Genomic DNA, 20,290 nt, shown 5'->3' with positions numbered 1-20,290 from the left:
GAGCACCCGGCGGAACCCGGTGTCCCCCGATCGGTGGAAGTGCCCTACCGCATGGCCCGGTGCAGGTGCGCCAACACATCGGCGGTGGTGTCGAAGTCCATGCACTTGTCGGTCACCGACTGGCCGTAGACCAGCTCCCCGCCGAGGGATTGCGCCCCGCCGACCAGGAAGCTCTCCAGCATCAGTCCGCTGATCCCGCGTTCCCCGGCCGCGATCCGGTCGGCGATCTCGTGGGCGACCTGGGCCTGGCGCACGTGGTCCTTGCCCGAGTTCGCATGCGAGCAGTCGATCATGACGCGCGCCGGCAGACCGGACGCGGCGAGCTGAGCCGTGGCCGAAGCGACCGTTTCGGCGTCGTGATTGGGGCCGCTGGATCCGCCCCGGAGAATGACGTGGCAGTCGGAATTACCTGCGGTCTCCACGAGCGCACCACGGCCCAGATCGTCGATGCCGAAGAAGACATGCTGTGCCGCTGCGGCGTTGACCCCATCGACCGCGACCTGGATGTTGCCGTCGGTGCCGTTCTTGAAACCGATGGGCATCGACAGCCCGGAGGCCAGCTGACGGTGGATCTGGGACTCGGTGGTGCGGGCGCCGATCGCACCCCAGGACACGACATCGGCGATGTACTGCGGACTGGTCGGTTCCAGGAATTCGCAGCCGATGGCCAGTCCCATCCGGGTGATCTCGATGAGAAGCGAACGCGCGGTGCGTAATCCGCGTGCAACGTCGAAGCTGCCGTCCATCCCCGGATCGTTGATCAGGCCCTTCCAGCCCACGGTGGTCCGCGGCTTCTCGAAGTACACCCGCATGACGATCTTCAGCCGGTCGGAATAGGTGTCGGCCAGCGGGGCGAGCCTGCGTGCGTAGTCGAGTGCGGCGACGGGGTCATGGATCGAGCACGGCCCGACGATGAGCAGCAGCCGGTCATCGCGACCCGCGAGGATATCCGCGATCTCGTCACGATGCCGCGCCACGGACGTGGCAGAGCGAGGCGAGAGGGGTAGTTCGGACCGGATCTCCAGCGGGCTGGGCACCGGCCTGAAGCGCGTGACGCGCCGGTCGGAGGTGGTGTCGATGCCTTCGTCGAGAATGCTCATGGCCTGCGGGTCTCCTGTGCGGTGTGCTCAGGGCGATCCGCCGCAACCGGTGCCCTGAAATGACAAAAGCAGCGACCGATCGGTCACTGCTGGGCTCCGGGTGGTGTTGCGGGCGCTGGCGTCAGCGCGCTCTATCCGTGGCTCCACCCGGAGCCTGGATAAAGCGCCAATAGCGACGCACGCGGATGTTCACGCTGCCGACTATAACGGTTCGGGGCGGTGCACGGTCAAATGCCTGTAACGAGAGCCGTCCCCACCGCGACCAACCCCTTAGTGGCGCTAACGTCAAATAGTGTCGAGGGGGGACTGCGGTGATGCGTAGCCGGATCGTGGCGGTGCTGCTGGTGCTGGCCGCGCTGTGCGGCGGGATGGCACCCGCGGCCCAGGCGGCACCGGTGCCGGGCGGGAAGGATTTCTCCAAACCGGCCATCGTGATCCTCGGCTACGGCCTCACCCCGCAGGGCGACATGCGCCCGATCCTGCGGCGCCGCGTCCTCGCCGGTCTGGCGGTGGCCCAGATGTTCCCGCAGTCACCGGTGATTGTCACCGGCGGCAACCCGCAGAATGGAAAGACCGAAGCCGGGACGATGAGCTTCTTTCTGAAGTCGCTCGGCTTGCCTGCCGACCGGATCATCAAGGAGGACCGCGCCAACAGCACCGTTCAGAACGCGCAGTTCTCGGTGCCGTTGGCCAAGCAGGCCGGCACGTCCGGCATCATCCTGGTGACGTCGTCCACCCATCAGGACCGCGCCGACGGCAACTTCGCCGACGCGGGAGGCAATCTGCTTGCGACGGTGAGCTTTCCGGACGGATCACCGCAGACCAACATCGTGCAGTTCGTGCACGACGTGCTCAGTCCGTTGGTCCCGATCAGCTAGCCGGGCCGACGAGTAGACCCGCGGACGCGAACTTCAGTCCGCTGCGCAGTTCCTCGAGCGGGATCGGATCGTCGGCCTCGATGTAGCGGGTCGTGGTGGCCACCGCCATGTTGTAGAACAGCCAGGCCAGGGCTCGCGGGGAGAGTTCGCGACGGTACTGATCGCGAAAAGCGCTCATGTGCAGGGTCGACATCGCCAACAGGGTGGCCGACAGGCCCGAGGCGTCATCGAGGGCGCGGCCGTGATCCGGTCGCTGGGCGATATAGCGGATCAGCCGCCGATTGGCGATGGTGAAGTCGATCAGCATGTCGATCGAGGCGTCCATCGCGGCTTCGGGTTGTTCCAGGGTGACGGTGCGCAGCATGTTCTCGATGGCCGGCGCCTGCTTGGCGGCGATCTGTTCGATGGCGGCCGCGATGATCTCGTCCTTGTTGGCGAAGTACTGATAGATCGAACCCTTGCTCACATCGGCGCGGTCCGCGATCGCGTTCGTCGACACCTGCTCGGGGCCCACGGAGTGCAGCAGTGCCGCGGTTGCATCCACGATTTTTGCGACCATTTCGCGAGACCTCTGCTGCTTGGGCGACTTTCTACCTGCTGAGCTGGTTCTTTCTGCCACTCGAAGTACTCCTAATGCGACTTGAATGCGACTTCGCGGTCACATTATCGTCGCCGCATGACTACCCACAATGTCGTGGACGACGCCCCGGTCCATTCCGAACCGGCTCAACCCGAGCTGGTGCCCATCGACTCGTTGACCGGTGAGCATGTCGGCCGCTGGACCTTCCTGATCCTCGACGGGGCGGCGTTCATGATGCAGGCGATGCATCCCGTCATCGCCGAGGTCACCGGCCGCTATTCGGCGGCCTTCAACGGCGATCCCGCAGGCCGTGCGATCCGCTCGGTGGATTCGGTGCTGCGGTGGACCTACGGCGGAGCCGAGGCCGTCGCCGAGGGCAACCGGGTGCGCGCGCTGCACCAGCCCATCACGATGCGCAGCGAGCGCACCGGCAAACAGATCAGCGCGCTGCACACCGACGCGTACCAATGGGTCATCGCGACCGCCTACATCGTCAACGCCCAGTCCGGCCCGCTGCTGATCGGGCGGGAGTTCACCGACACCGAGAAGCAGGAGCTGCTGCGCGACAACATCCGGTTGGCCCGGCTGCTGCACGTGCCCATGCGCGGCTACCCGCAGACCCACGCCGAATTCGCCGACTATTTCGAAGCGAAGGTACTCGAGCTGGAAGGCACGCCCCAGGCCATCCAGCTGATCGAGGAGATGCGCACCGGCAATGTCGACCTGCCGACCGTGCCCGCCCCGCTGCGGCCGCTGGTCCGCCGGGCGCTGCGGCCGGCCCTGCGGTTCAACTACCTGTCCGTGGTCGGGCTGCTCGATCCGCGGCTGCGGGCGAAACTCGGTGTCAGCTGGAGCGAGAGCGAACAGCGCCAGCTCGTCCGGATCTACACGGTGATCCGGACGGCCTATCGGATCCTGCCCGACAGGCTCACCTACTTCCCGCTGGCCTACCACGCTCGCAAACACCACCAGTGCATCGAGAAAATGAAGGCGCGGCAAGAGAAGTCGTATGCCTACCGGCTGCCGTGAAACCACGCCGAACCGACGCTGACTAAGGAAGGCTTGTGCCCATGCGCGAATACCTCAAGTTCTACATCGACGGTCAGTGGGTCGACCCGGTCCGTCCCGGCACCCTCGACGTCGACAACCCGCGGACCGAAGAAGTGTCGGGCCGGATCTCCAACGGATCGGCCGACGACGTCGACCTCGCGGTGGGGGCAGCCCGCCGGGCGTTCGCGTCGTGGTCGCAGAGCACCAAGGAGGACCGCCTCGCCGTGCTCGGCGCCATCCTCGCCGAATACCAGAACCGCGCGGGCGACCTTGCCGACGCGGTCACTGAAGAGATGGGCGCCCCGCCCGGACTGGCCGCCGGCCCGCAGGTGAACCTGGGCCTGGGCCACCTCGCCACCGCCATCGACGTGCTCACCAAGTTCGAGTTCGACGAGCAGCGCGGCTCCACCCTGCTGATCAAGGAGCCGGTCGGGGTATGTGGGCTGATCACCCCGTGGAACTGGCCGCTGAACCAGATCGCCGTCAAGGTGTACCCGGCACTGGCGACCGGCTGCACCATGGTGCTCAAACCGTCGGAGGTCGCGCCGTACTCGGCGCAGATCTTCGCGGAAATCATTGCCGCCGCGGGAGTTCCCACAGGCGTGTTCAATATGGTGTTCGGCGACGGTCAGGGCGTCGGCGCGGCCATCTCCGGCCACCCCGACATCGACATGGTGTCCTTCACTGGATCCACCCGCGCGGGTATCGAGATCGCCCGCAACGCCGCACCGACGGTGAAACGCGTCAGCCAGGAACTCGGCGGCAAGAGCCCCAACATCGTGCTCGACGACGCGGACTTCGCCAAGAGTGTGGCCGCGGGTGTCTCGGTGATGATGGTGAACAGCGGTCAGAGCTGTAATGCGCCGTCGCGCATGCTCGTTCCGAACTCCCGGATGGACGAGGCCATCGCCGTCGCCGAGCAGGTCGGGTCCGGTGTCGCAGTCGGAGACCTGGAGAACAAAAAGGCCATCGGCCCGGTCGCGTCCAAGGCGCAGTACGACAAGATCCAGGGCTTGATCCAGAACGGTATCGACGGCGGCGCGACGCTCGTCGTCGGCGGCACCGGGCGGCCCGAGGGGCTCGACGCGGGCTACTTCGTCAAACCCACGGTCTTCGCCGACGTCACCAACGACATGGTGATCGCCCGTGAGGAGATCTTCGGCCCGGTGCTGTGCATCCTCGGTTACGACGATGTGGACCAGGCGGTCGAGATCGCCAACGACACGGATTACGGTTTGGCGGGCTATGTTTCGGCCGCCGACATCGACCAGGCTCGCGCCGTGGCGCGCCGGATCCGCGCCGGTTCGGTTGCCATCAACCACGCCTTCGACATCTCCGCGCCGTTCGGCGGTTACAAGCGCAGCGGCAACGGACGCGAGTGGGGCGATTCCGGTTTCGACGAGTATCTCGAGGTCAAGGCCGCGCTGGGGTACGCGCCGTAGGTTACGCCGCCGGGTAGTCCGGCAGCGGTAACCGGTCGCCGGCAAAATTCCGCCCCACCACCTTGCCGATGGCGGTGCCGATCGGGCCCGCGGCGATCCGCGCGCCCGCGTGGATCACCCGAATCCCGTTGTCGGTCTGCGGGTTCATCATCCGCAGACCGCGGGCGCGCACGGTAGGTGCGGTCCCCACGAACGGCTGCATCAGGCGCTGATAGGCAGCCAGGGCTGCCCGGTGGTCGTCGGTGCCGGCGAGTTCACCGGCCAGGATGTAGCCGCCGATGATGGCCAGGCTGGTACCCGCACCGCCGAAGGTGGCATTGCAGAACGCCGCATCGCCCAGCAACGTGATGCGGCCCTTGCTCCACGTCGGGGTGTGCGCCTGGCCGACGGCCGAGAAGTACATCGGCGCACCCGCCTCGAGCTCATCGAGGATGCGCGGTGCTGCGCCGCCGGCATCGGCGAAAGTGCTTCGCAGAAGCGCGATCTGGTCGGCAGGATCGAGATCGTCGATGCCACGCACGTCGGAGACGAAGGTCAGCATCGCGCGTACGGTGCCCAGATTGTCGGGGCGCAGGTGCACACTGCGAGACCTGCTGACGTGCTGCCACTTCCACCACCGGTCGTCGTCATCCCGGCGGGTCAGCGTGGCGTAGCAGACGTACATTCCCAGCGGCTGGACCTGGGTGTCGGTGACGAACCGCCGGGAACGCGAGTGCAGTCCCTCGGCGATGACCACGATGTCGGCATCCACTGTCTCGCCGTCCTGCAGTTCAGCGGTGACGTGATCGCCGTGATCGACGATATCGGCGAGTTGGGTGCCGAACCGGTAGTCCGTCCGCTGATGGGTGCGTTCGATCAGTATGCGGGAAAGCTCGCCCCGAAGGATCTCCAGTTCCGCTGTGGGACCACTCGATTCACCTCCCGGGCCGACCGGGAACGACGCGGCCACCGAACCGTCGGCGCGGACGAAGCGGGTGCCGATCTCGGTGGTGTGGGCGGCCCGCACGGCCTCGTCGATGCCGAAGCGGCGGATGACCTCGCGGGCGGCACCGCGGATGTCGACGTTCTGCCCCTCGTCGCGGCGTTGCGGATACCGTTCCAGCACGGTGGTCCGCCAGCCACGGGCATTGAGTTGGTGGGCCAGCGCGGGTCCGGCGATGCCGGCGCCCGAGATGAGGGCGTGTGAGGTCACCGGCGCTCAGTCCCGCCGGAACGCCGTGTCGACTACGGCTTGATCGGCCGATCCGGATTCTCCGGTGAAATCGAGGATGATCTCGCCGAGCACGCCACCGGTGAAATGGAACGGTGACGTGTAGGCGGGCGAGACGGAGTAGGTGACGCCGCGGCCGGCCGAGACGGTCTGCATGATGTCCAGCCCCGTCATCCGCACCTGCTCCGCGGTGCCCACCACGCGCCCATCCACCAGCAGTGCGACTGCCCCGACCATGTCCAGGGTGCCCTCGACGCCGCCGGTGCGCGTGTAGCGCACCTCGAAAGCGTGGGATCCCAACGTGATCGTCTCATCGGAGGTGACGCCCTGCTCCTGCCCGGCGGTGGTGCACACGTAGCGCAGGCGGCCGTCGGCCACGAACAGGGCCTGCCCACCGGTGCGGCTGCCCTGCGAGAACAGCAGCCCCTCGGCGTCGGGATGCTCGATCGACACCGTCGTGCGCAAGCTGAACGACCGGCCCCGCACCAGCCCGCGGAAGGCCGTGTGCCCGGCAGGTGCCCCGGGGTGGAACACCGCGCGTGAGACGGGCTCGCCGACCCTGGATGTGGCGCGCTGCACGATCTCCTGCACGCTCAAGTCGGCCAGCGGGTAAGCCGTGAATTCCAGGGCCTGTTCATGCCACAGCGCCTGTAGTTCGGCAAGCTTGTCGGGGCGCTCGGCGGCCAGGTCGTGGATCTGGCTGCGGTCGGACTCGATGTGGAACAGTTCCCAGCGGTCCCGGTCGAAGGCTCCCCAGCCGCGCGGGCCGGTGGCGGTCGGGGGGTGCACGGTGTTGGCGAACCAGCCGTCGTGCCAGATGCCCCGGGTGCCCAGCATCGAGTAGAACTGCGTGTGCTTGTTCGTCGCACCGGCCGAATCATGAAGCGCCGCAGCGAAGCTCGTTCCTTCCAGTGGTGTCTGCACGATCCCGTTGACGGTGGTGATGTCGCCGATGCCGAGCAGGTCGTACACCGTCGGGGTCACGTCGCTCACGTGGGTGTAATGCCCGCGGACGGCGCCGCGTGCGGACAACCCGGCAGGCCAGGACACGATGCACGGGTCGGCGATCCCGCCCTCGTGCGAGGCGTACCGCTTGAACAGTTTGTATGGCGTGTTGAACGCCATGGCCCAGCCGTTTGAGTAGTTCATCGCCGTGGCGGGACCGCCGAGTTCACCGAACATCCGCAGGCCGTCCTGCGTGGTGTTGGATCCACCCATCATCGGAACCGATTCGTCCAGGGTGCCGTTCGGGCCGCCTTCGCCGCTGGCGCCGTTGTCGGACATGATGACGACGATGGTGTTGTCGAGCTGGCCGGTGTCCTCCAGGTGATCCAGGATCCGGCCGATCTGCGCGTCGGTGTAGGACAGGAATCCGGCGAACACCTCAGCCATCCGCGCGGACACCCGCTTGTCGTCGTCGGACAAGGTGTCCCACGGCCGGACGTTCTCATCGGCCGGCCACGCAATACCGTCCGGGCTGATGGCATCGGCGTACGGATTCATCGGGGACAGTTCGGTTTCCGGCGGGAGCAGGCCCAGTGCCTTCTGGTTGGCCAGGGCGATCTCGCGGTAGCGCTCGTAGCCCATATCAAATCTGCCGGAGTAACGATCCGCCCACTCGCCTGCGACCTGATGCGGGGAGTGCCCCGCGCCGGGGCACAGGTACATGAACCAGGGCTTGTCCGGTGCGGCCGCGCGATGGTCGCGCAGGAAGTCGATGGCGTTGTCGGCCAGGTCTTTCGACAGGTGATAGCCCTGCTCGGGGCTGGCCGGCGGGTCGATCGGATCATTGTCCCGGACCAGCGTGGGATACCACTGATCGGTCATGCCGTCGAGAAAGCCGTAGAAGCGGTCGAATCCGCGCCGCAGCGGCCAGTACTTGCGCGAGCCGGCGGCCTGGCAGTCTTCGATCGGCGCCAGGTGCCATTTGCCGACAGCGTAGGTCGACCATCCACGCTCGGAGAGCACCTCCGAGAGCAGTGCCGATTCGGCCGGGATCCGGCCGTGGTGCCCGGGGAATCCTTCGGCGAGGTTGAGCACCGAGGCCACCCCGACGCTGGTCGGGTTGCGTCCGGTCAGTAGCGCGGCGCGGGTGGGGGAACACAGTGCGGTGGTGTGGAATTGGGTGAGCCGGAGCCCGCGGTCGGCGATTCTGCCGATGTTGGGCATCTCCACCAGGCCGCCATAGCAGTCCCAGGTGGCGATCCCGGTGTCGTCCCACAACAGGTACAGCACGTTCGGCGCACCTTCGGGTGCCTGCGCCCCGCGGTACGGCGTCCAGTCCGGGGTGGAGTCCCGGATGTCGGTGGTGACCACTCCGTCGAAGGGCATGGCTAGATCCCCGCGCCCGGGTTGAGGATGCCTGCCGGGTCCAGTGCGTCCTTGATCCGCCGATTGAGTTCCATTGCCTCTGGTCCGATCTGCCCTGCCAGCCAGGGCCGTTTGAGCCGGCCGACGCCGTGCTCGCCGGTGATGGTGCCGCCCAAGGTGACAGCCAGATCCATGATTTCGCCGAACGCGAGCGCGGCGCGCTGCGCCATGTCGGCGTCGGCGGGGTCGAACACGATCAGGGGGTGGGTGTTGCCGTCGCCGGCGTGCGCGATCACCGAGATCAACACGTCGCGCTGTGCCGCGATCTTCTCGATGCCGGCGACCAGGTCGGCCAGTGCGGGCAGCGGGACACCGACGTCCTCCAGGAGAAGCGAGCCCTTGGCTTCAACCGCGGGGATCGCGAACCGGCGGGCCGCCACGAACGCCTCGCCCTCGTCGGGGTCGGAGGTCGAAAAGACTTCGGTGGCACCGTTTTCGGTGAAGACGCGGGCCATGAACTCGGCATCGCCGTGGCCCGCCGGACCCTTCTCGTCGGAGGCGGCCACCATCATCGCCGCGGCGTTGCGGTCCAGTCCCATCTTCAGTTTGTCCTCGACGGCATTGATGGCGACGGAGTCCATGAACTCCAGCATCGACGGGCGGATCTTGCCCGTGATGGTCACCACCGCTCGCGCCGCCGCCTCTACCGAGTCGAAAGACGCCACCACCGTGCACGGGCTGTGCTGGGCGGGAAGGAGTTTCAGCGTCACCTCGGTGATGACGCCGAGGGTGCCCTCGCTACCCACGAACAGTTTGGTGAGGCTCAGCCCCGCGACGTCCTTGAGCCGCGGGCCGCCGAGACGCACCGCGGTGCCGTCGGCCAGCACCACCTGCAGGCCGAGCACGTAATCGGTGGTGACGCCGTACTTCACACAGCACAACCCGCCGGCATTGGTGGCGATGTTGCCGCCGATGCTGCAGATCTCGAACGACGACGGATCCGGTGGGTACCACAGCCCGTGGGCTGCGACCGCCTTCTTCACCTCCGCGTTGAGCAGACCGGGCTGGGCGACGGCGGTCCGGGTGGCGGTGTCGACGGTGATGTCGCGCATCCGCTCGGTGGACAACACGATGGCCCCGTCGAGCGCGGTCGCACCGCCGGAAAGTCCGGTTCCGGCGCCGCGGGGCACCACCGCGATCCCGTGCCCGCTGGCCCAGCGGAGCGTGGCCTGAACTTCTTCGGTGCGGGTCGGCCGGACCACGGCCAACGCGGTCCCGGCGTCGGGATCGGCGGCACGGTCCTGGCGGTAGGAGGCGACGATGTCGGGGTCGGTGACCACGGTGCCCTCAGGCAGTGCAGCGATCAGGCTGTCCAGGCTCACCGGGCCAGTCTAGGTCGGTGGGGGCCTGCGCCTCTTGCGCCACAGTTCGGCCAGCTCCTCGCGGGTGGCGGTGCCGGTTTTGGCCATGGCCCGGTACACGTGGCCTTCGACGGTGCGCGCGGACAGGTGCAGCCGTTCGGCGATCGACTTGGTGGGCAGCGGCAAGGCGACCAGGGCCACGATCTCGCATTCGCGTTCGGTCAAGGGGAACGGGTCGGCGGCGTCCAACAGCGCCGGTGTGATCACCCCGCTCTGCTCGCCCAGCGCCTCGGCGCGCACCGAACAGCTCAGCGCCGAACCACGCCGATCGTGGTTGCGGTGCGCGATCGCGGCGTGGGCGGCGGCGTCCATGGCCGCCGCAAGATCACCCATCGCCTCGAAATCGTCTGAGACCGCACTCAATCCGGTGGCATCGTCGTCACGCAGGGCGGCGGCGAGGCGGGCGGCCAGGCCGGCGCGCGGACCTTCGGTCACGGCGGCCAGCTCGGCCAGCCGGTCCGCATGGGCGGGCTCGCCGAACTGGGTGGCCAGCTGCAGACACATCACCTCGGCGGCGAACTGGCCCTTGCCCGCGGCGGTTCGGGCTGCCTCCGCCAGGATCCCGGCGGCCTCGCTCGCCACACCCTGGCCCGCGGCCACCCAGGCCCGGGCGATGCTGCGTTCGTAGTCCAGCGACCGGAACGGCCGTTGCTGGGCGTCGATGTCGTCCAGGATCTTCGCAGCCTGTTCACCCCGGCCGTGCATCGCGAGTGCCGTGGCGCGCACGACGTTGTACCGGTAGCCCCACCCGGTGGAGTGGTTGGCGGCGAAGGCCGCGGCGGCTCGCTCGAGCAGGCTGCAGGCCTCACGCAAGCGTCCGGTGCCCAGCGCCGCACGGCCGGCGATGGCCGCGCCGAGTGCGTGGGCGGCACCGGGTAGTTCCGCGGACTGTCCGCGGACACGGTCGGACAGCGGCTGAACATCGGCGAGCCGGCCGGCCAGAAGAAGGGCACTGAGTTCCGCGTCGGCGATGTTGAACCGCATCGGCGGCGCGTCGTGGGCGCGGACCGCGGCGGCGTACCCGGTCTCCGCGGTCTTGAGCGCCTCGGAGGTGCGCCCGGCGTCCGCGGTGATGACGGTCAGCGCGAAGGCGGTTTCGGCGCCCACCACGCCGGGCAGGTCGGCCAGCGAGACCGCTTTGGCGGCTTCCAGCGCGGCCTCGGGCTGGTCGGTGGCGTACCAGTAGATCGTCAGGAACGCGTCGATCCAACCGCGGCCCTCTGGCCCGACCGACACGCTGTCGATGTGCGCCTTGGCGTCCTCCGGGCGCGACAGCGCGAACAGCAGATTGGTGGCCCGCAGGTACGCGAACCGGGCGCGGTTGCCGTCATCCCAGTCCAGTTCGGTCAGTGCGGCGAGGGCGGTTTCGGCCTCACCGCCCTGGAAGGACCAGGAGAGCGCGTGGGTGTGCAGGAAGTGCGCGTCCGGGCCGGCTCCACCGGCGATGGCGGCCCGGGACAACCGATCGGCCAGCGCCAGATCGGCCAGCCAGATCGCACCCCGCGCCGCATGCACCAGCAGGTCGACATCGGGGGGCAGGTCGGAATCCAGGCTGAGGCTGGCGCGGCGCACCACCACCGCCATATCGTCACCGTCGGGCCCGGCCGCCAGTTCGGTCGCCACCAGGCCGCGCAGCCGGCGCAGCGTCGTCGACGGTGACCGCATCCGGCGCATCTCGCCGTACAGCGGGTGCGACACCCGAACCTGCACGCCGGCATCGCTGTGGTCCAGGGTGATCAGTCCGCGGACGTTGGCGTCCTCGACCGACTCCCGGTCGGTGATCCGCTGCAGCACAGCCAGTTCGATGGGTTCGCCGACGGCAAGTGCATCGATGACGTTGCCGACCGCGGGCGGCAGGTCGCCGAACCGGGCGTCGATGAGTTCGACGAGGCTGTTGGGCAGCACGGGTTTACCGCCCCACTGCCAGCACCCGTTGTGCTCCCCCAACCGACCGTCGGCGAGTTCCTGCTCCACGATGTTGCGCAGGTACAGCGCGTTGCCGCGGGTCAGCTTCCACAGCCGAGTCGCCGCTTCGGGATCAACGGGCCCATTCAGGGTGGCGGCCAACAGGTCCGCCGATTCCTGTGGTGCCAGCGGCTGCACGTCGAGGCGATCGAAGGGATGGTCCTTCCAGATCTCCCGCACGCTGTCGGGGATTCCGGACCCGTCGCGCCCGTCGCGCACGGTGAGCACCAGCTTGGCGGCGCCGCGCTGGGCGATCTGGTGCAGCACGAACACCGACAGGTCGTCGAGCAGATGCGCGTCGTCGACCGCGACGATGACGGGGCGCCCGCCGGGCGAGGCGGTCACCGCCTCGATCACGCTGCGCACCAGCTTGAGTCGGTCGTCGTCGGCCGATGTCGTCCAGGCGGTGAAGGCGCCCAACGGAATGTCGCGGGCCGACGTGGTGCCGATGATCCAGCGGTACTCGGCACCCTGCAGCGCGTCGCGCACGATGCGGCTCTTGCCGATGCCTGCGGGGCCGCACACCACGATCCCGGCTGAGTCGGGGGCCGACACCCCAGCACGGACCGCCCGGATCTCCTCGGAGCGACCAGTTAACGGCCACGTCAGACGCACATAGGCAGACTAAGAGGATCGCACAGGAAATTCCTAGCAATATTGGTTTTTTGGTCAGCCCGATTACTCGGTGTGGGGGCCCGCCGGGCGGTCGAGCTCACGCAGCGACGGGAGCGCGACGGCGACCACGCCGATCGCCAGCATCGGCAGGGACAACGCGAGAAACGTGGCGTGCAAACCCGCGGAATCGGCCAGCGGCCCGGCGATCAGCAGTCCCAGTGGACCCGCCGCGTAGGCCAGCGAACCCATCACCCCGACCACGCGGCCGCGCAGGTGTTGCGGTGCCCGGGTCTGCATGACGTAGTTGTAGATCGGCGCGATGGGCCCGTAGACGAAACCGACGATGCCGCACAGCACCAGGATCACCGGCAGCGGCGGCAGGAACGCGACGACCGTCATGGCCACCCCGAGGGTGATCACGGCGATCAGCATGGTGGTGCGCCGCTTCAGATATTTCGACAGCACCGCGTACCCGAGCGCACCGACCAGGCCGCCCACCGACAGCGCCATCAGCACCCAGCCCAGCTGTGCCGGCTCGTTGCGATCGGTGAAGTACTTCGGGAACAGCACGCTCTCCATCGGCATGTAGAGCCCCGTGGCCGTCAGATCGATGATCGCCAGCGTGCGCAGCACTTTCGTGTTCCACACGAACGACAAGCCTTCGACGACGCCGGCCCACACCCGTTCGGGCAGGGCATCGCGGTCGGGCCTGCCCGCACCTTCCAGCCGCAGCAGCCCGATCGCCACGATGGAGAAGCCGAAGGTGCCCGCGGTGACCCACATCGTGTTGATGCCGCCGAGAGTGGTGATCAACAGGCCGCCGATGCCGGGCCCGACGATGTAAGCGAGGTTGAACACCGCCTCGTACACGCTGTTGGCGTGATCCAGCGTCCAACCCGCCCGCTGGGCGGCCTCGGGCAGCATCGACTCCCGCGCCGTCATGCCGGCCGGATCGAATGCGGCGCCCAGGGCTGCCAAGCCTGCCAGCACCGCGACGTCGATGGATTCCACGCCGAAGGCGAGCGCGACGACCGGCACCCCGATCACGGACAGCGCGGACAGTCCGTCGGCGATCATGGACACCCGGCGGCGGCCGATGTAGTCCACGGCGGTCCCGGCGATCACCGTTGAGGCCAGCAGCGGCAGCGTCCCGGCCATCGCCACGATCGAGGCGTCCGATGCAGATCCATTGCGCTGCAACACAAGCCACGGGAAGGCGATCATCGAGATGCCGTTGCCAGAACCCGCCATGAGGGCAGCGAAAAGGATGAGCAGCGCGGGGCCGCGACGGCGTGTGTTCATGGGGTCTCGCCGCAGAATCTAACAGCGCTCCGTGGTACCCGGCCATCGAATTTCGGACAAGATGGCTACATGTCCCGCAGGCTTCCGCATCCGCGCACCGGCCGGTTGTTCGCCTCCCCGGTACCGCCCGGCACGGGCTGGCCCGGGGATCGGGCGAAATCCACCACCCCGGTGGCCGGCGATCCTGCGGCCGTCGCGGCGTTGGCCGCCGGCGCGGAGACGGTGGCGCGGCTGGATGCCGCCTGCACGGTGTGCGCGGCGTGCCCGCGGCTGGTCACCTGGCGGGAAGAGGTCGCCGTCACCAAACGACGCGCCTACGCCGACGAGCCGTACTGGGGCAGGCCGGTCGCCGGCTGGGGTTCGGCGCGCCCCCGCGTGCTGGTGGTCGGCCTGGCACCGGCCGCGCACGGGGCAAACCGCACCGGACGGGTGTTCACCGGGGACCGCTCCGGCGATCAATTGTTCGCGGCGATGCACCGGGCCGGGCTGGTCAGTTCCGATCTCAGCGTCGACGCGGCCGACGGGATGCGGGCGAATCGGGTGCGGATCGTGGCGCCGGTGCGGTGCGCCCCGCCGGAGAACAAACCCACTCCCGCCGAGCGGCTGGCATGTGCGCCGTGGCTGCTCGCCGAATGGCGCCTGGTGGCGCCGTCGGTGCGGGTGGTGGTGGCGCTGGGCGGGTTCGCCTGGCAGGTCGCGCAGGGTTTGCTCGCCGACGAGCTGGCCGGAGCGCCCAAACCCGTCTTCGGCCACGGCGCGATGGCGACGCTGTCCACGGGCCGGGTGTTGCTGGGGTGCTACCACCCCAGCCAGCAGAACATGTTCACCGGCAGGCTCACCCCGGCGATGCTGGACGACGTTTTCCAGACCGCTCGGGAACGTTCCGGTATCTCGCGGCGTTGACGCCAACGTGCGTCTTTCTGTGCTCGACCTTGTCCCGGTTCGGTCCGACCAGTCCACCGCTGATGCGCTGGCAGCCACGGCGGCCCTGGCCAAGACCGCCGACAGGCTGGGTTACAGCCGGTTTTGGCTGGCAGAGCACCACAACATGGCCGCGGTGGCGGCCACCAGCCCGCCGGTGCTGATCGCCTATCTGGCGGCCCAGACGTCGACCATCCGGTTGGGCTCGGGTGGGGTGATGCTGCCCAACCATGCGCCACTGGCGGTGGCCGAGCAGTTCGCGCTGCTGGAGGCGGCCGCGCCGGGCCGGATCGATCTGGGGATCGGCCGGGCACCCGGGTCGGATCCGGTGACATCGGTGGCGCTGCGCGGCGCCGCCGGGCGTGACGATACCGATATCGAGCGGTTCCCCCAGTATCTCGACGACGTCGCGGCACTGATGGGCGCGCGTGGCGTGCGGGTCGAATTATCCCGCGGCGGCCTGCTGCAACAGCAGGACTATGTGCTGAAGGCGACGCCGAATGCGGCCAGTGAGCCGAAGCTGTGGCTGCTGGGCTCGTCGATGTATTCGGCGCACCTGGCCGCCGCCAAGGGGCTGCCGTACGTGTTCGCCAACCACTTCAGCGGGCAGGGCACCGCCGAGGCGCTGGCCACCTATCGTGCCGAATTCCGGCCAAGTGCAGAACTATCCGCGCCGCTGACCTTCCTGACCGTCAACGCGTCGGTGGCCGCGACCCGCGCCGAGGCCGAGGATCTACTGCTGCCGAACCTGCAGATGATGGGGCGGCTGCGCACCGGCCGTCCGCTGGGGCCGCTGGACCTGGTGGAAGATGCTCTCGCCGCGACCGTGTCGGCGCAGGAGCAGCTGATCATCGACTCGGGCCGGGCCCGCACGGTGGTCGGGGACCCGGCCGAGGCCGCTGATCAAATCCGGTCCCTGGCAGCCGAATTCGATGTGGATGAGGTGATGGTCAGCCCGGTCGGCTCGGCATACCGGGGCAGCTACGCCGCCGCAGCGCCGGCCAGGGAGACGACGCTGGAGCTGCTGGCGAAAGAGCTCCTCTAGGGCGTCAGCGCGACGATCGGGATGGACCGGCTGGTCTTCTTCTGGTACGCCTCATAGCGATTGGCGTTGTTCTTGTTCACCAGCTGCCACAGCCGCGCGTAGTCCGGATCGTCGGGCAGGATGGGACGCGCGGTGACCGCGAGTCGCTTTGTGCCCACGTTGATTTCGACGGCAGGCTTGGCCTTGAGATTGTGGTACCAGCCCGGCGAGCGGGGTGCGCCGCCCATGGACGCGACCACCAGGTAGTCCTTACCGTCGCGCGCATAACTGAGGGTGTTGATGCGCGCCTGCCCGGTTTTCGCGCCGACGGTGTGCAGCAACAGACTGTTCGGTAAGCCGGGGACCCGGTGGCCGATCAGGCCGTTGGTCTTCTGATACAGCAGGTCGTGCAGGTGCAGTACGCGCAGACCGGCCTGCTCGATCGGGGACAGATGTTTCATGGGTCAATCCTGCGCGGTTTCGTCCAGGCGCGCCAACCCCGCACGTAGCAGGCGTGCGGACTCCTCCCGATCCGGATCGCGGCGCACCAGTAGGCCTTTCGCGAACGACAATTTGTCGCCGGTGTGCCGGGGCAGCACATGCAGGTGGATGTGGAAGACGCTCTGGAAGGCGGCCTTGCCGTCGTTGATGGCGATGTTGTTGCCGTCGGCGTGCAGGCCTGACACCCGCGCAGCCTTCGCGATGCGTTGCCCGAGGGCAGCCAGACCGGCCACGGTGTCGGGTGGAGTGTCGGTCAGATCCACGGTGTGCCGTTTCGGGATCACCAGGGTGTGGCCGCGGGTGAACGGCCGGATGTCGAGGAACGCGAGGTAGTCGTCGTCCTCATGGATCCGGATGGCGGGGGCGTCATCGGCGACGATGGAGCAGAACACGCAAGGCATCTGGTCACGGTAGTACGCCCCTGCGCACGATGTGTGAGCGCTACCGTTGCGGCAATGAGCGACATCGCGTTCGCCGGCGCGGCCGAACATGCCCGGATGCTGGCCGCCGGAACCCTCACCGCGCCCGCACTGCTGGAGCTGTTCCTGGACCGGATCGCCCGGATCGATCCGGAAATCCGTTCGTACCGCGTCGTTCTCGCCGATTCTGCGCGGGCGGAGGCGGCTACGGCGCAGGCCCGGCTGGATGCGGGGGAGCGGCTGCCGCTGCTCGGTGTGCCGATGGCGATCAAGGATGACACCGACGTCGCGGGAGAGGTGACCACCTACGGCAGCAGTGCGCACGGCCCGGCGCGCACCGCCGATGCCGAAGTCGTACGGCGGCTGCGGGCCGCAGGCGCGATCATCCTCGGGAAGACGTCGGTGCCCGAGATGATGATCTGGTCTTTCACCGAGACGCTCACCTACGGGGCGACGCGCAATCCGTGGAATCCCGACTTCGCCCCCGGCGGCAGCAGCGGGGGCAGTGGCGCGGCGATGGCCGCGGGCCTGGCTTCCCTCGCGCTGGGGTCCGACGGGATGGGTTCGATCCGGGTGCCGTCCACGTGGTGCGGGCTGTTCGGGATCAAACCCCAACGGGACCGGGTTCCGACGGCACCGCACGAGAACTCCTGGTGCGGGCTGGTGGTCAACGGTCCCATCGCCCGCACCGTGGAGGACGCGGCATTATTTCTCGACGTCACCGCGCCGGGTTCAGATTTCGTGGCCGCGGCGGCGCGCAGGCCGGGCCGGTTGCGGATCGCGGTGAGCGTCAAGGTGCCGCCCGGCGTGACCGCGCGAGTCGGGGCTGCGCAGCGTGCGGCGGTGGCCGAAGCCGTTGTGCTGCTTCGAGAATTGGGCCACGACGTCATCGATCGTGATCCGGACTACCCGGCTTCTGTGGGTTACGGGCACGCGCTGCCGCGCTATTTCCGTGGTGTCTACGAGGACGTCCGGACGTTGCCCCACCCCGACCGGCTGGATTCCCGGACAAAGGCTTTCGCGCGTATCGGTGGCTTGTTCTCCGAGCGCCGGATGGTGGCGATCCGGGCCGCCGAGCCGGCCATCGCCGCGCGGATTCTGTCGATCTTCGACGATGTCGACGTGGTCATCACCCCCGGTGCGGCCACCGGTCCGTCCCGGATCGGCGCATTATCAGCGCCGCGGTGCGATCTCGACGCTGGCGCGGGTGGCTTCCCGGGTGCCGTTCCAGGCGATGTGCAACGTCACCGGACAACCCGCCGCTGTGGTGCCGTGGGGGCTCGACGCCGACGGGGTGCCTACGTCGATCCAGTTGATCGGCCGCCCACACGATGAGGCGACGCTGTTGTCGCTGGGCGGGCAGATCGAGGCGGCCAGGCCGTGGGCGCATCGACGGCCTCCGGTGCACACTTGACCCATGGGTTTGTTCGGTGGCGGAAGCGAAGGCGATCTCCAGCGGCGGGTCGAGGAACTCGAACGCCGGGTGGCGGCACTGGAACGGGTGGTGGGCCACGCCGTCCCGCCGCGGCCGGTAGGCACCGCCAATGAAACCTGGGCCAGCGCGACGGTGCGCGATCTTGCGTTCCAGGGCAAGAAGATCCAAGCCATCAAGGTACTGCGGGAAGAGACCGGTCTGACTTTGAAGGAAGCCAAGGACATCGTCGATCGGCTGGGCTGACTTGTGCGGGCGATCGGCGTCCGGTCGAAAGGCGTTCTCCTGCATGTCGGCGTGACGGGAGAGGGGCCCGACGTCGTCGTGTTGTCCGGTGGGCCCGGTTGTGTGAACTATCTGGCGGCGGACGCGTTGGCGCCTCGTGGCGTGCGTGCCTGGTTTCCCGAACCGCGCGGCGTGGGCCGCTCGGAGGGCGGACCTCATGATCTCGCGCAGGCCGTCGCCGACCTCGAAACGATCAGGGCGGCGGTGGGCGTGGAATCCTGGATCGTATTAGGCCATTCCTTCGGATCGGATTTGGCGATCCGCTACGCACTGGACCATCCCGGCCGGGTTCGGGCCGTGGTCGGTATTGCCGGCCACGGATTGCACAAGGACCGTACGTGGTCGGCGATCTACTCCGCGGCCCGTCACACCGAAGACGAATTCGACATCGAATGGGAACCTGCGGTGCACGAAGCGCTCAATTCGTCCTTCGCAGAGTGGATCCACGAACCGGCCCTGTTCCGGCAATTGGCCGACACGGACGTACCGATGACATTCCTGGCGGCCGCCCTGGATATCCGTCCCGACTGGCCGCTGCGGCAACTCGCGGCCCTTGTTCCGGGCGGGCACTTTCGCGAGGTTGACGGTGTCGCGCACAACTTCTGGTGCACGCATCCAGAGCGATGGGTGGATGTCGTGTCGGGACTGTGGATAACTCGGGTTGTTGTCGGTGGTTCGTACTAGTGTTCGGAGCATGGAGGGTGTTGTCGATCTGGTCGCGGTGATGGACACGTTGTCTACCGCCGGGTTCGAGGACGCCTCGGTGGCTGTGTTGTTGGATGTGCAGACCGCGTTGGAGCGGGTGTAYCGSCAGATCCCGGCGGTGCAGCATCGGGTGATGGCCGCGGTGAAAGCCCAAGCCGGCCCGGCTGATYTGGGGGCGCGTACGTGGCGCGACGCATTGGGCATCCGGTTGCGGCTGTCGGAGGGTGAGGCGGGTCGGCGGTTGAGCGAGGGTGAGGTGCTCGCGCCGCGGCGCGGCCTGACCGGTGAAGCTCTGCAGCCGGTGTATCCGGTGACCTCGGCCGCCCAAGCCCGGGGTGAGATCACCGGTGAGCATGTCCGGATCATCACGGCCACGATGGGCAARATCCCGTTCGGGGTGGATGAGCCGACCCGCGCCGACGCCGAAGCACGGCTGGCGGGTCTGGCCGCGGTGCATGACCCGGCCACCCTGCGCCGCTTGGCCAAGCATCTGCTGGAGGTCCTCGATCCGGACGGACCAGAACCCAATGACGACGAGGTCGCGGCTCGTCGTGAGGAGCGGCGCAAGATTGTGCTGGGTCCCCAGGATGAGGAGGGGATGAGCGATTTCCACGGCACGCTCACCCCGGAGGGGCGGGCGTATCTGGAACCGATATTCGGCARACTCGCCGGCCCGGGGATGTGCAAYCCCGAGGATGAGGCTGCGTGCACGAAAGGCACACCATCCCAAGTAGCCATCGACAATGACGGTCGCACGCTGGGACAGCGCCAGCACGATGCGCTGATCACGGTGGCCCGCAACGCGCTGGCCTSCGGGGAGTTGGGCCAGCACAACGGGTTGCCGGTGACGGTGGTGCTCGGGKCGACGGTGGCCGAGATGGCGGCGGTGGYCGGGCACGCGGTCACCGCGGGCGGGGCACGCGTCCCGATGCGTGATGTGATCCGGATGGCGTCGCACGCCTGGTGGTGTCTGGYTGTGTTCGACGACGTATCGGGTCAGCCGTTGCATTTTGGGCGGACCCGCCGTTGCGCGAGTCCGGATCAGCGCCTGGTGTTGATCTACAAGCATCGGGGCTGCACGTTTCCGGGGTGCCGGGTTCCGGCGTCGGGGTGTCAGGCACACCATGGGA

At 68.2% G+C, this 20,290-nt stretch carries 17 protein-coding genes and 1 pseudogene; 9 read left to right on the top strand and 9 right to left on the bottom strand.

Going from position 1 to position 20,290, the window contains the following annotated elements:
* Window positions 1–44 precede the first annotated feature (44 nt).
* Window positions 45–1,100: a 3-deoxy-7-phosphoheptulonate synthase gene (locus AC1DY7_RS23875; RefSeq protein WP_477496212.1), complete on the bottom strand. Its 1,056-nt coding sequence runs from the start codon at window positions 1,098–1,100 to the stop codon at window positions 45–47.
* 314 nt (window positions 1,101–1,414) lie between these two features.
* Between AC1DY7_RS23875 and AC1DY7_RS23870 the strand changes: the two genes are divergently transcribed.
* A complete protein-coding gene (locus AC1DY7_RS23870; RefSeq protein ID WP_477496211.1) occupies window positions 1,415–1,978 on the top strand; it encodes a YdcF family protein in 564 nt (187 codons plus the stop codon).
* On the opposite strand, the gene AC1DY7_RS23865 is transcribed toward AC1DY7_RS23870, so the two are convergent.
* Window positions 1,971–2,537, bottom strand: a complete 567-nt coding sequence (locus AC1DY7_RS23865) for a TetR/AcrR family transcriptional regulator (RefSeq protein WP_477496210.1) — start codon at window positions 2,535–2,537, stop codon at window positions 1,971–1,973. The genes AC1DY7_RS23870 and AC1DY7_RS23865 overlap by 8 nt on opposite strands.
* Before the next feature lie 117 nt (window positions 2,538–2,654).
* Here AC1DY7_RS23865 and AC1DY7_RS23860 point away from each other — a divergent pair, with 117 nt between their 5' ends.
* Together AC1DY7_RS23860 and AC1DY7_RS23855 are read left to right on the top strand one after the other, a co-directional pair.
* Window positions 2,655–3,587 (top strand): oxygenase MpaB family protein, encoded by a 933-nt coding sequence (locus AC1DY7_RS23860; RefSeq protein WP_477496209.1) that lies wholly within the window; start codon window positions 2,655–2,657, stop codon window positions 3,585–3,587.
* Between the two features lie 41 nt (window positions 3,588–3,628).
* Window positions 3,629–5,050, top strand: coding sequence for an aldehyde dehydrogenase family protein (locus AC1DY7_RS23855; protein WP_477496208.1), 1,422 nt, complete (start codon window positions 3,629–3,631; stop codon window positions 5,048–5,050).
* Window position 5,051: 1 nt separating this feature from the next.
* On the opposite strand, the gene AC1DY7_RS23850 is transcribed toward AC1DY7_RS23855, so the two are convergent.
* The 5 genes from AC1DY7_RS23850 to tap all read right to left on the bottom strand — a co-directional run bounded on the left by AC1DY7_RS23850 (window position 5,052) and on the right by tap (window position 13,873).
* Window positions 5,052–6,242 (bottom strand): FAD-dependent monooxygenase, encoded by a 1,191-nt coding sequence (locus AC1DY7_RS23850; RefSeq protein WP_477496207.1) that lies wholly within the window; start codon window positions 6,240–6,242, stop codon window positions 5,052–5,054.
* Between the two features lie 6 nt (window positions 6,243–6,248).
* Complete coding sequence (locus AC1DY7_RS23845; RefSeq protein ID WP_477496206.1) at window positions 6,249–8,591, bottom strand: arylsulfatase; 2,343 nt, start codon at window positions 8,589–8,591, stop codon at window positions 6,249–6,251.
* A gap of 2 nt (window positions 8,592–8,593) precedes the next feature.
* Entirely contained in the window at window positions 8,594–9,952 is a 1,359-nt protein-coding gene (locus AC1DY7_RS23840) for an FAD-binding oxidoreductase (RefSeq protein ID WP_477496205.1), read from the bottom strand.
* A gap of 9 nt (window positions 9,953–9,961) precedes the next feature.
* The gene (locus AC1DY7_RS23835; protein ID WP_477496204.1) at window positions 9,962–12,571 is read right to left on the bottom strand and encodes a LuxR C-terminal-related transcriptional regulator; all 2,610 of its coding nucleotides are present in this window, start codon (window positions 12,569–12,571) and stop codon (window positions 9,962–9,964) included.
* Window positions 12,572–12,634: 63 nt separating this feature from the next.
* Entirely contained in the window at window positions 12,635–13,873 is a 1,239-nt protein-coding gene (gene tap, locus AC1DY7_RS23830; protein ID WP_477496203.1) for a multidrug efflux MFS transporter Tap, read from the bottom strand.
* A 69-nt stretch (window positions 13,874–13,942) separates the two neighbouring features.
* On the opposite strand from tap, the gene AC1DY7_RS23825 reads away from it, so the two are divergent.
* Window positions 13,943–14,776, top strand: a complete 834-nt coding sequence (locus AC1DY7_RS23825) for a uracil-DNA glycosylase (protein WP_477496202.1) — start codon at window positions 13,943–13,945, stop codon at window positions 14,774–14,776.
* A gap of 7 nt (window positions 14,777–14,783) precedes the next feature.
* A complete protein-coding gene (locus tag AC1DY7_RS23820; RefSeq protein WP_477496201.1) occupies window positions 14,784–15,839 on the top strand; it encodes an LLM class flavin-dependent oxidoreductase in 1,056 nt (351 codons plus the stop codon).
* Here the strand turns inward: AC1DY7_RS23820 and AC1DY7_RS23815 are convergent.
* Together AC1DY7_RS23815 and AC1DY7_RS23810 are read right to left on the bottom strand one after the other, a co-directional pair.
* Window positions 15,836–16,279, bottom strand: a complete 444-nt coding sequence (locus AC1DY7_RS23815) for a nitroreductase family deazaflavin-dependent oxidoreductase (protein WP_477496200.1) — start codon at window positions 16,277–16,279, stop codon at window positions 15,836–15,838. The two genes, AC1DY7_RS23820 and AC1DY7_RS23815, sit on opposite strands and share 4 nt — an antisense overlap.
* A 3-nt stretch (window positions 16,280–16,282) precedes the next feature.
* Entirely contained in the window at window positions 16,283–16,720 is a 438-nt protein-coding gene (locus AC1DY7_RS23810) for an HIT family protein (protein WP_477496199.1), read from the bottom strand.
* 54 nt (window positions 16,721–16,774) lie between these two features.
* On the opposite strand from AC1DY7_RS23810, the pseudogene AC1DY7_RS23805 reads away from it, so the two are divergent.
* The 4 genes and pseudogenes from AC1DY7_RS23805 to AC1DY7_RS23790 all read left to right on the top strand — a co-directional run.
* A pseudogene (locus tag AC1DY7_RS23805) lies at window positions 16,775–18,152 on the top strand (amidase).
* 3 nt (window positions 18,153–18,155) lie between these two features.
* Complete coding sequence (locus tag AC1DY7_RS23800) at window positions 18,156–18,416, top strand: ribosomal protein L7/L12 (RefSeq protein ID WP_477496198.1); 261 nt, start codon at window positions 18,156–18,158, stop codon at window positions 18,414–18,416.
* A gap of 51 nt (window positions 18,417–18,467) precedes the next feature.
* On the top strand, window positions 18,468–19,139 hold the full coding sequence (locus tag AC1DY7_RS23795; protein ID WP_477496197.1) for an alpha/beta fold hydrolase: 672 nt from the start codon (window positions 18,468–18,470) through the stop codon (window positions 19,137–19,139).
* A gap of 10 nt (window positions 19,140–19,149) precedes the next feature.
* On the top strand, window positions 19,150–20,290 hold a 1,141-nt coding region (locus tag AC1DY7_RS23790), incomplete at its 3' end, for a 13E12 repeat family protein (RefSeq protein WP_477496196.1).

The sequence above is a fragment of the Mycobacterium sp. P2_H7 genome (genome assembly GCF_056403275.1).
This window is presented reverse-complemented; position numbering and strand designations above follow the sequence as displayed.

Coding starts and splice junctions, on each gene's coding strand:
- AC1DY7_RS23845 (WP_477496206.1), bottom strand. CDS start 8,591: ATGCCCTTCGACGGAGTGGTCACCACCGACATCCGGGACTCCACCCCG.
- AC1DY7_RS23800 (WP_477496198.1), top strand. CDS start 18,156: ATGGGTTTGTTCGGTGGCGGAAGCGAAGGCGATCTCCAGCGGCGGGTC.
- AC1DY7_RS23810 (WP_477496199.1), bottom strand. CDS start 16,720: ATGCCTTGCGTGTTCTGCTCCATCGTCGCCGATGACGCCCCCGCCATC.
- AC1DY7_RS23870 (WP_477496211.1), top strand. CDS start 1,415: ATGCGTAGCCGGATCGTGGCGGTGCTGCTGGTGCTGGCCGCGCTGTGC.
- AC1DY7_RS23825 (WP_477496202.1), top strand. CDS start 13,943: ATGTCCCGCAGGCTTCCGCATCCGCGCACCGGCCGGTTGTTCGCCTCC.
- AC1DY7_RS23865 (WP_477496210.1), bottom strand. CDS start 2,537: ATGGTCGCAAAAATCGTGGATGCAACCGCGGCACTGCTGCACTCCGTG.
- AC1DY7_RS23815 (WP_477496200.1), bottom strand. CDS start 16,279: ATGAAACATCTGTCCCCGATCGAGCAGGCCGGTCTGCGCGTACTGCAC.
- AC1DY7_RS23860 (WP_477496209.1), top strand. CDS start 2,655: ATGACTACCCACAATGTCGTGGACGACGCCCCGGTCCATTCCGAACCG.
- AC1DY7_RS23875 (WP_477496212.1), bottom strand. CDS start 1,100: ATGAGCATTCTCGACGAAGGCATCGACACCACCTCCGACCGGCGCGTC.
- AC1DY7_RS23855 (WP_477496208.1), top strand. CDS start 3,629: ATGCGCGAATACCTCAAGTTCTACATCGACGGTCAGTGGGTCGACCCG.
- tap (WP_477496203.1), bottom strand. CDS start 13,873: ATGAACACACGCCGTCGCGGCCCCGCGCTGCTCATCCTTTTCGCTGCC.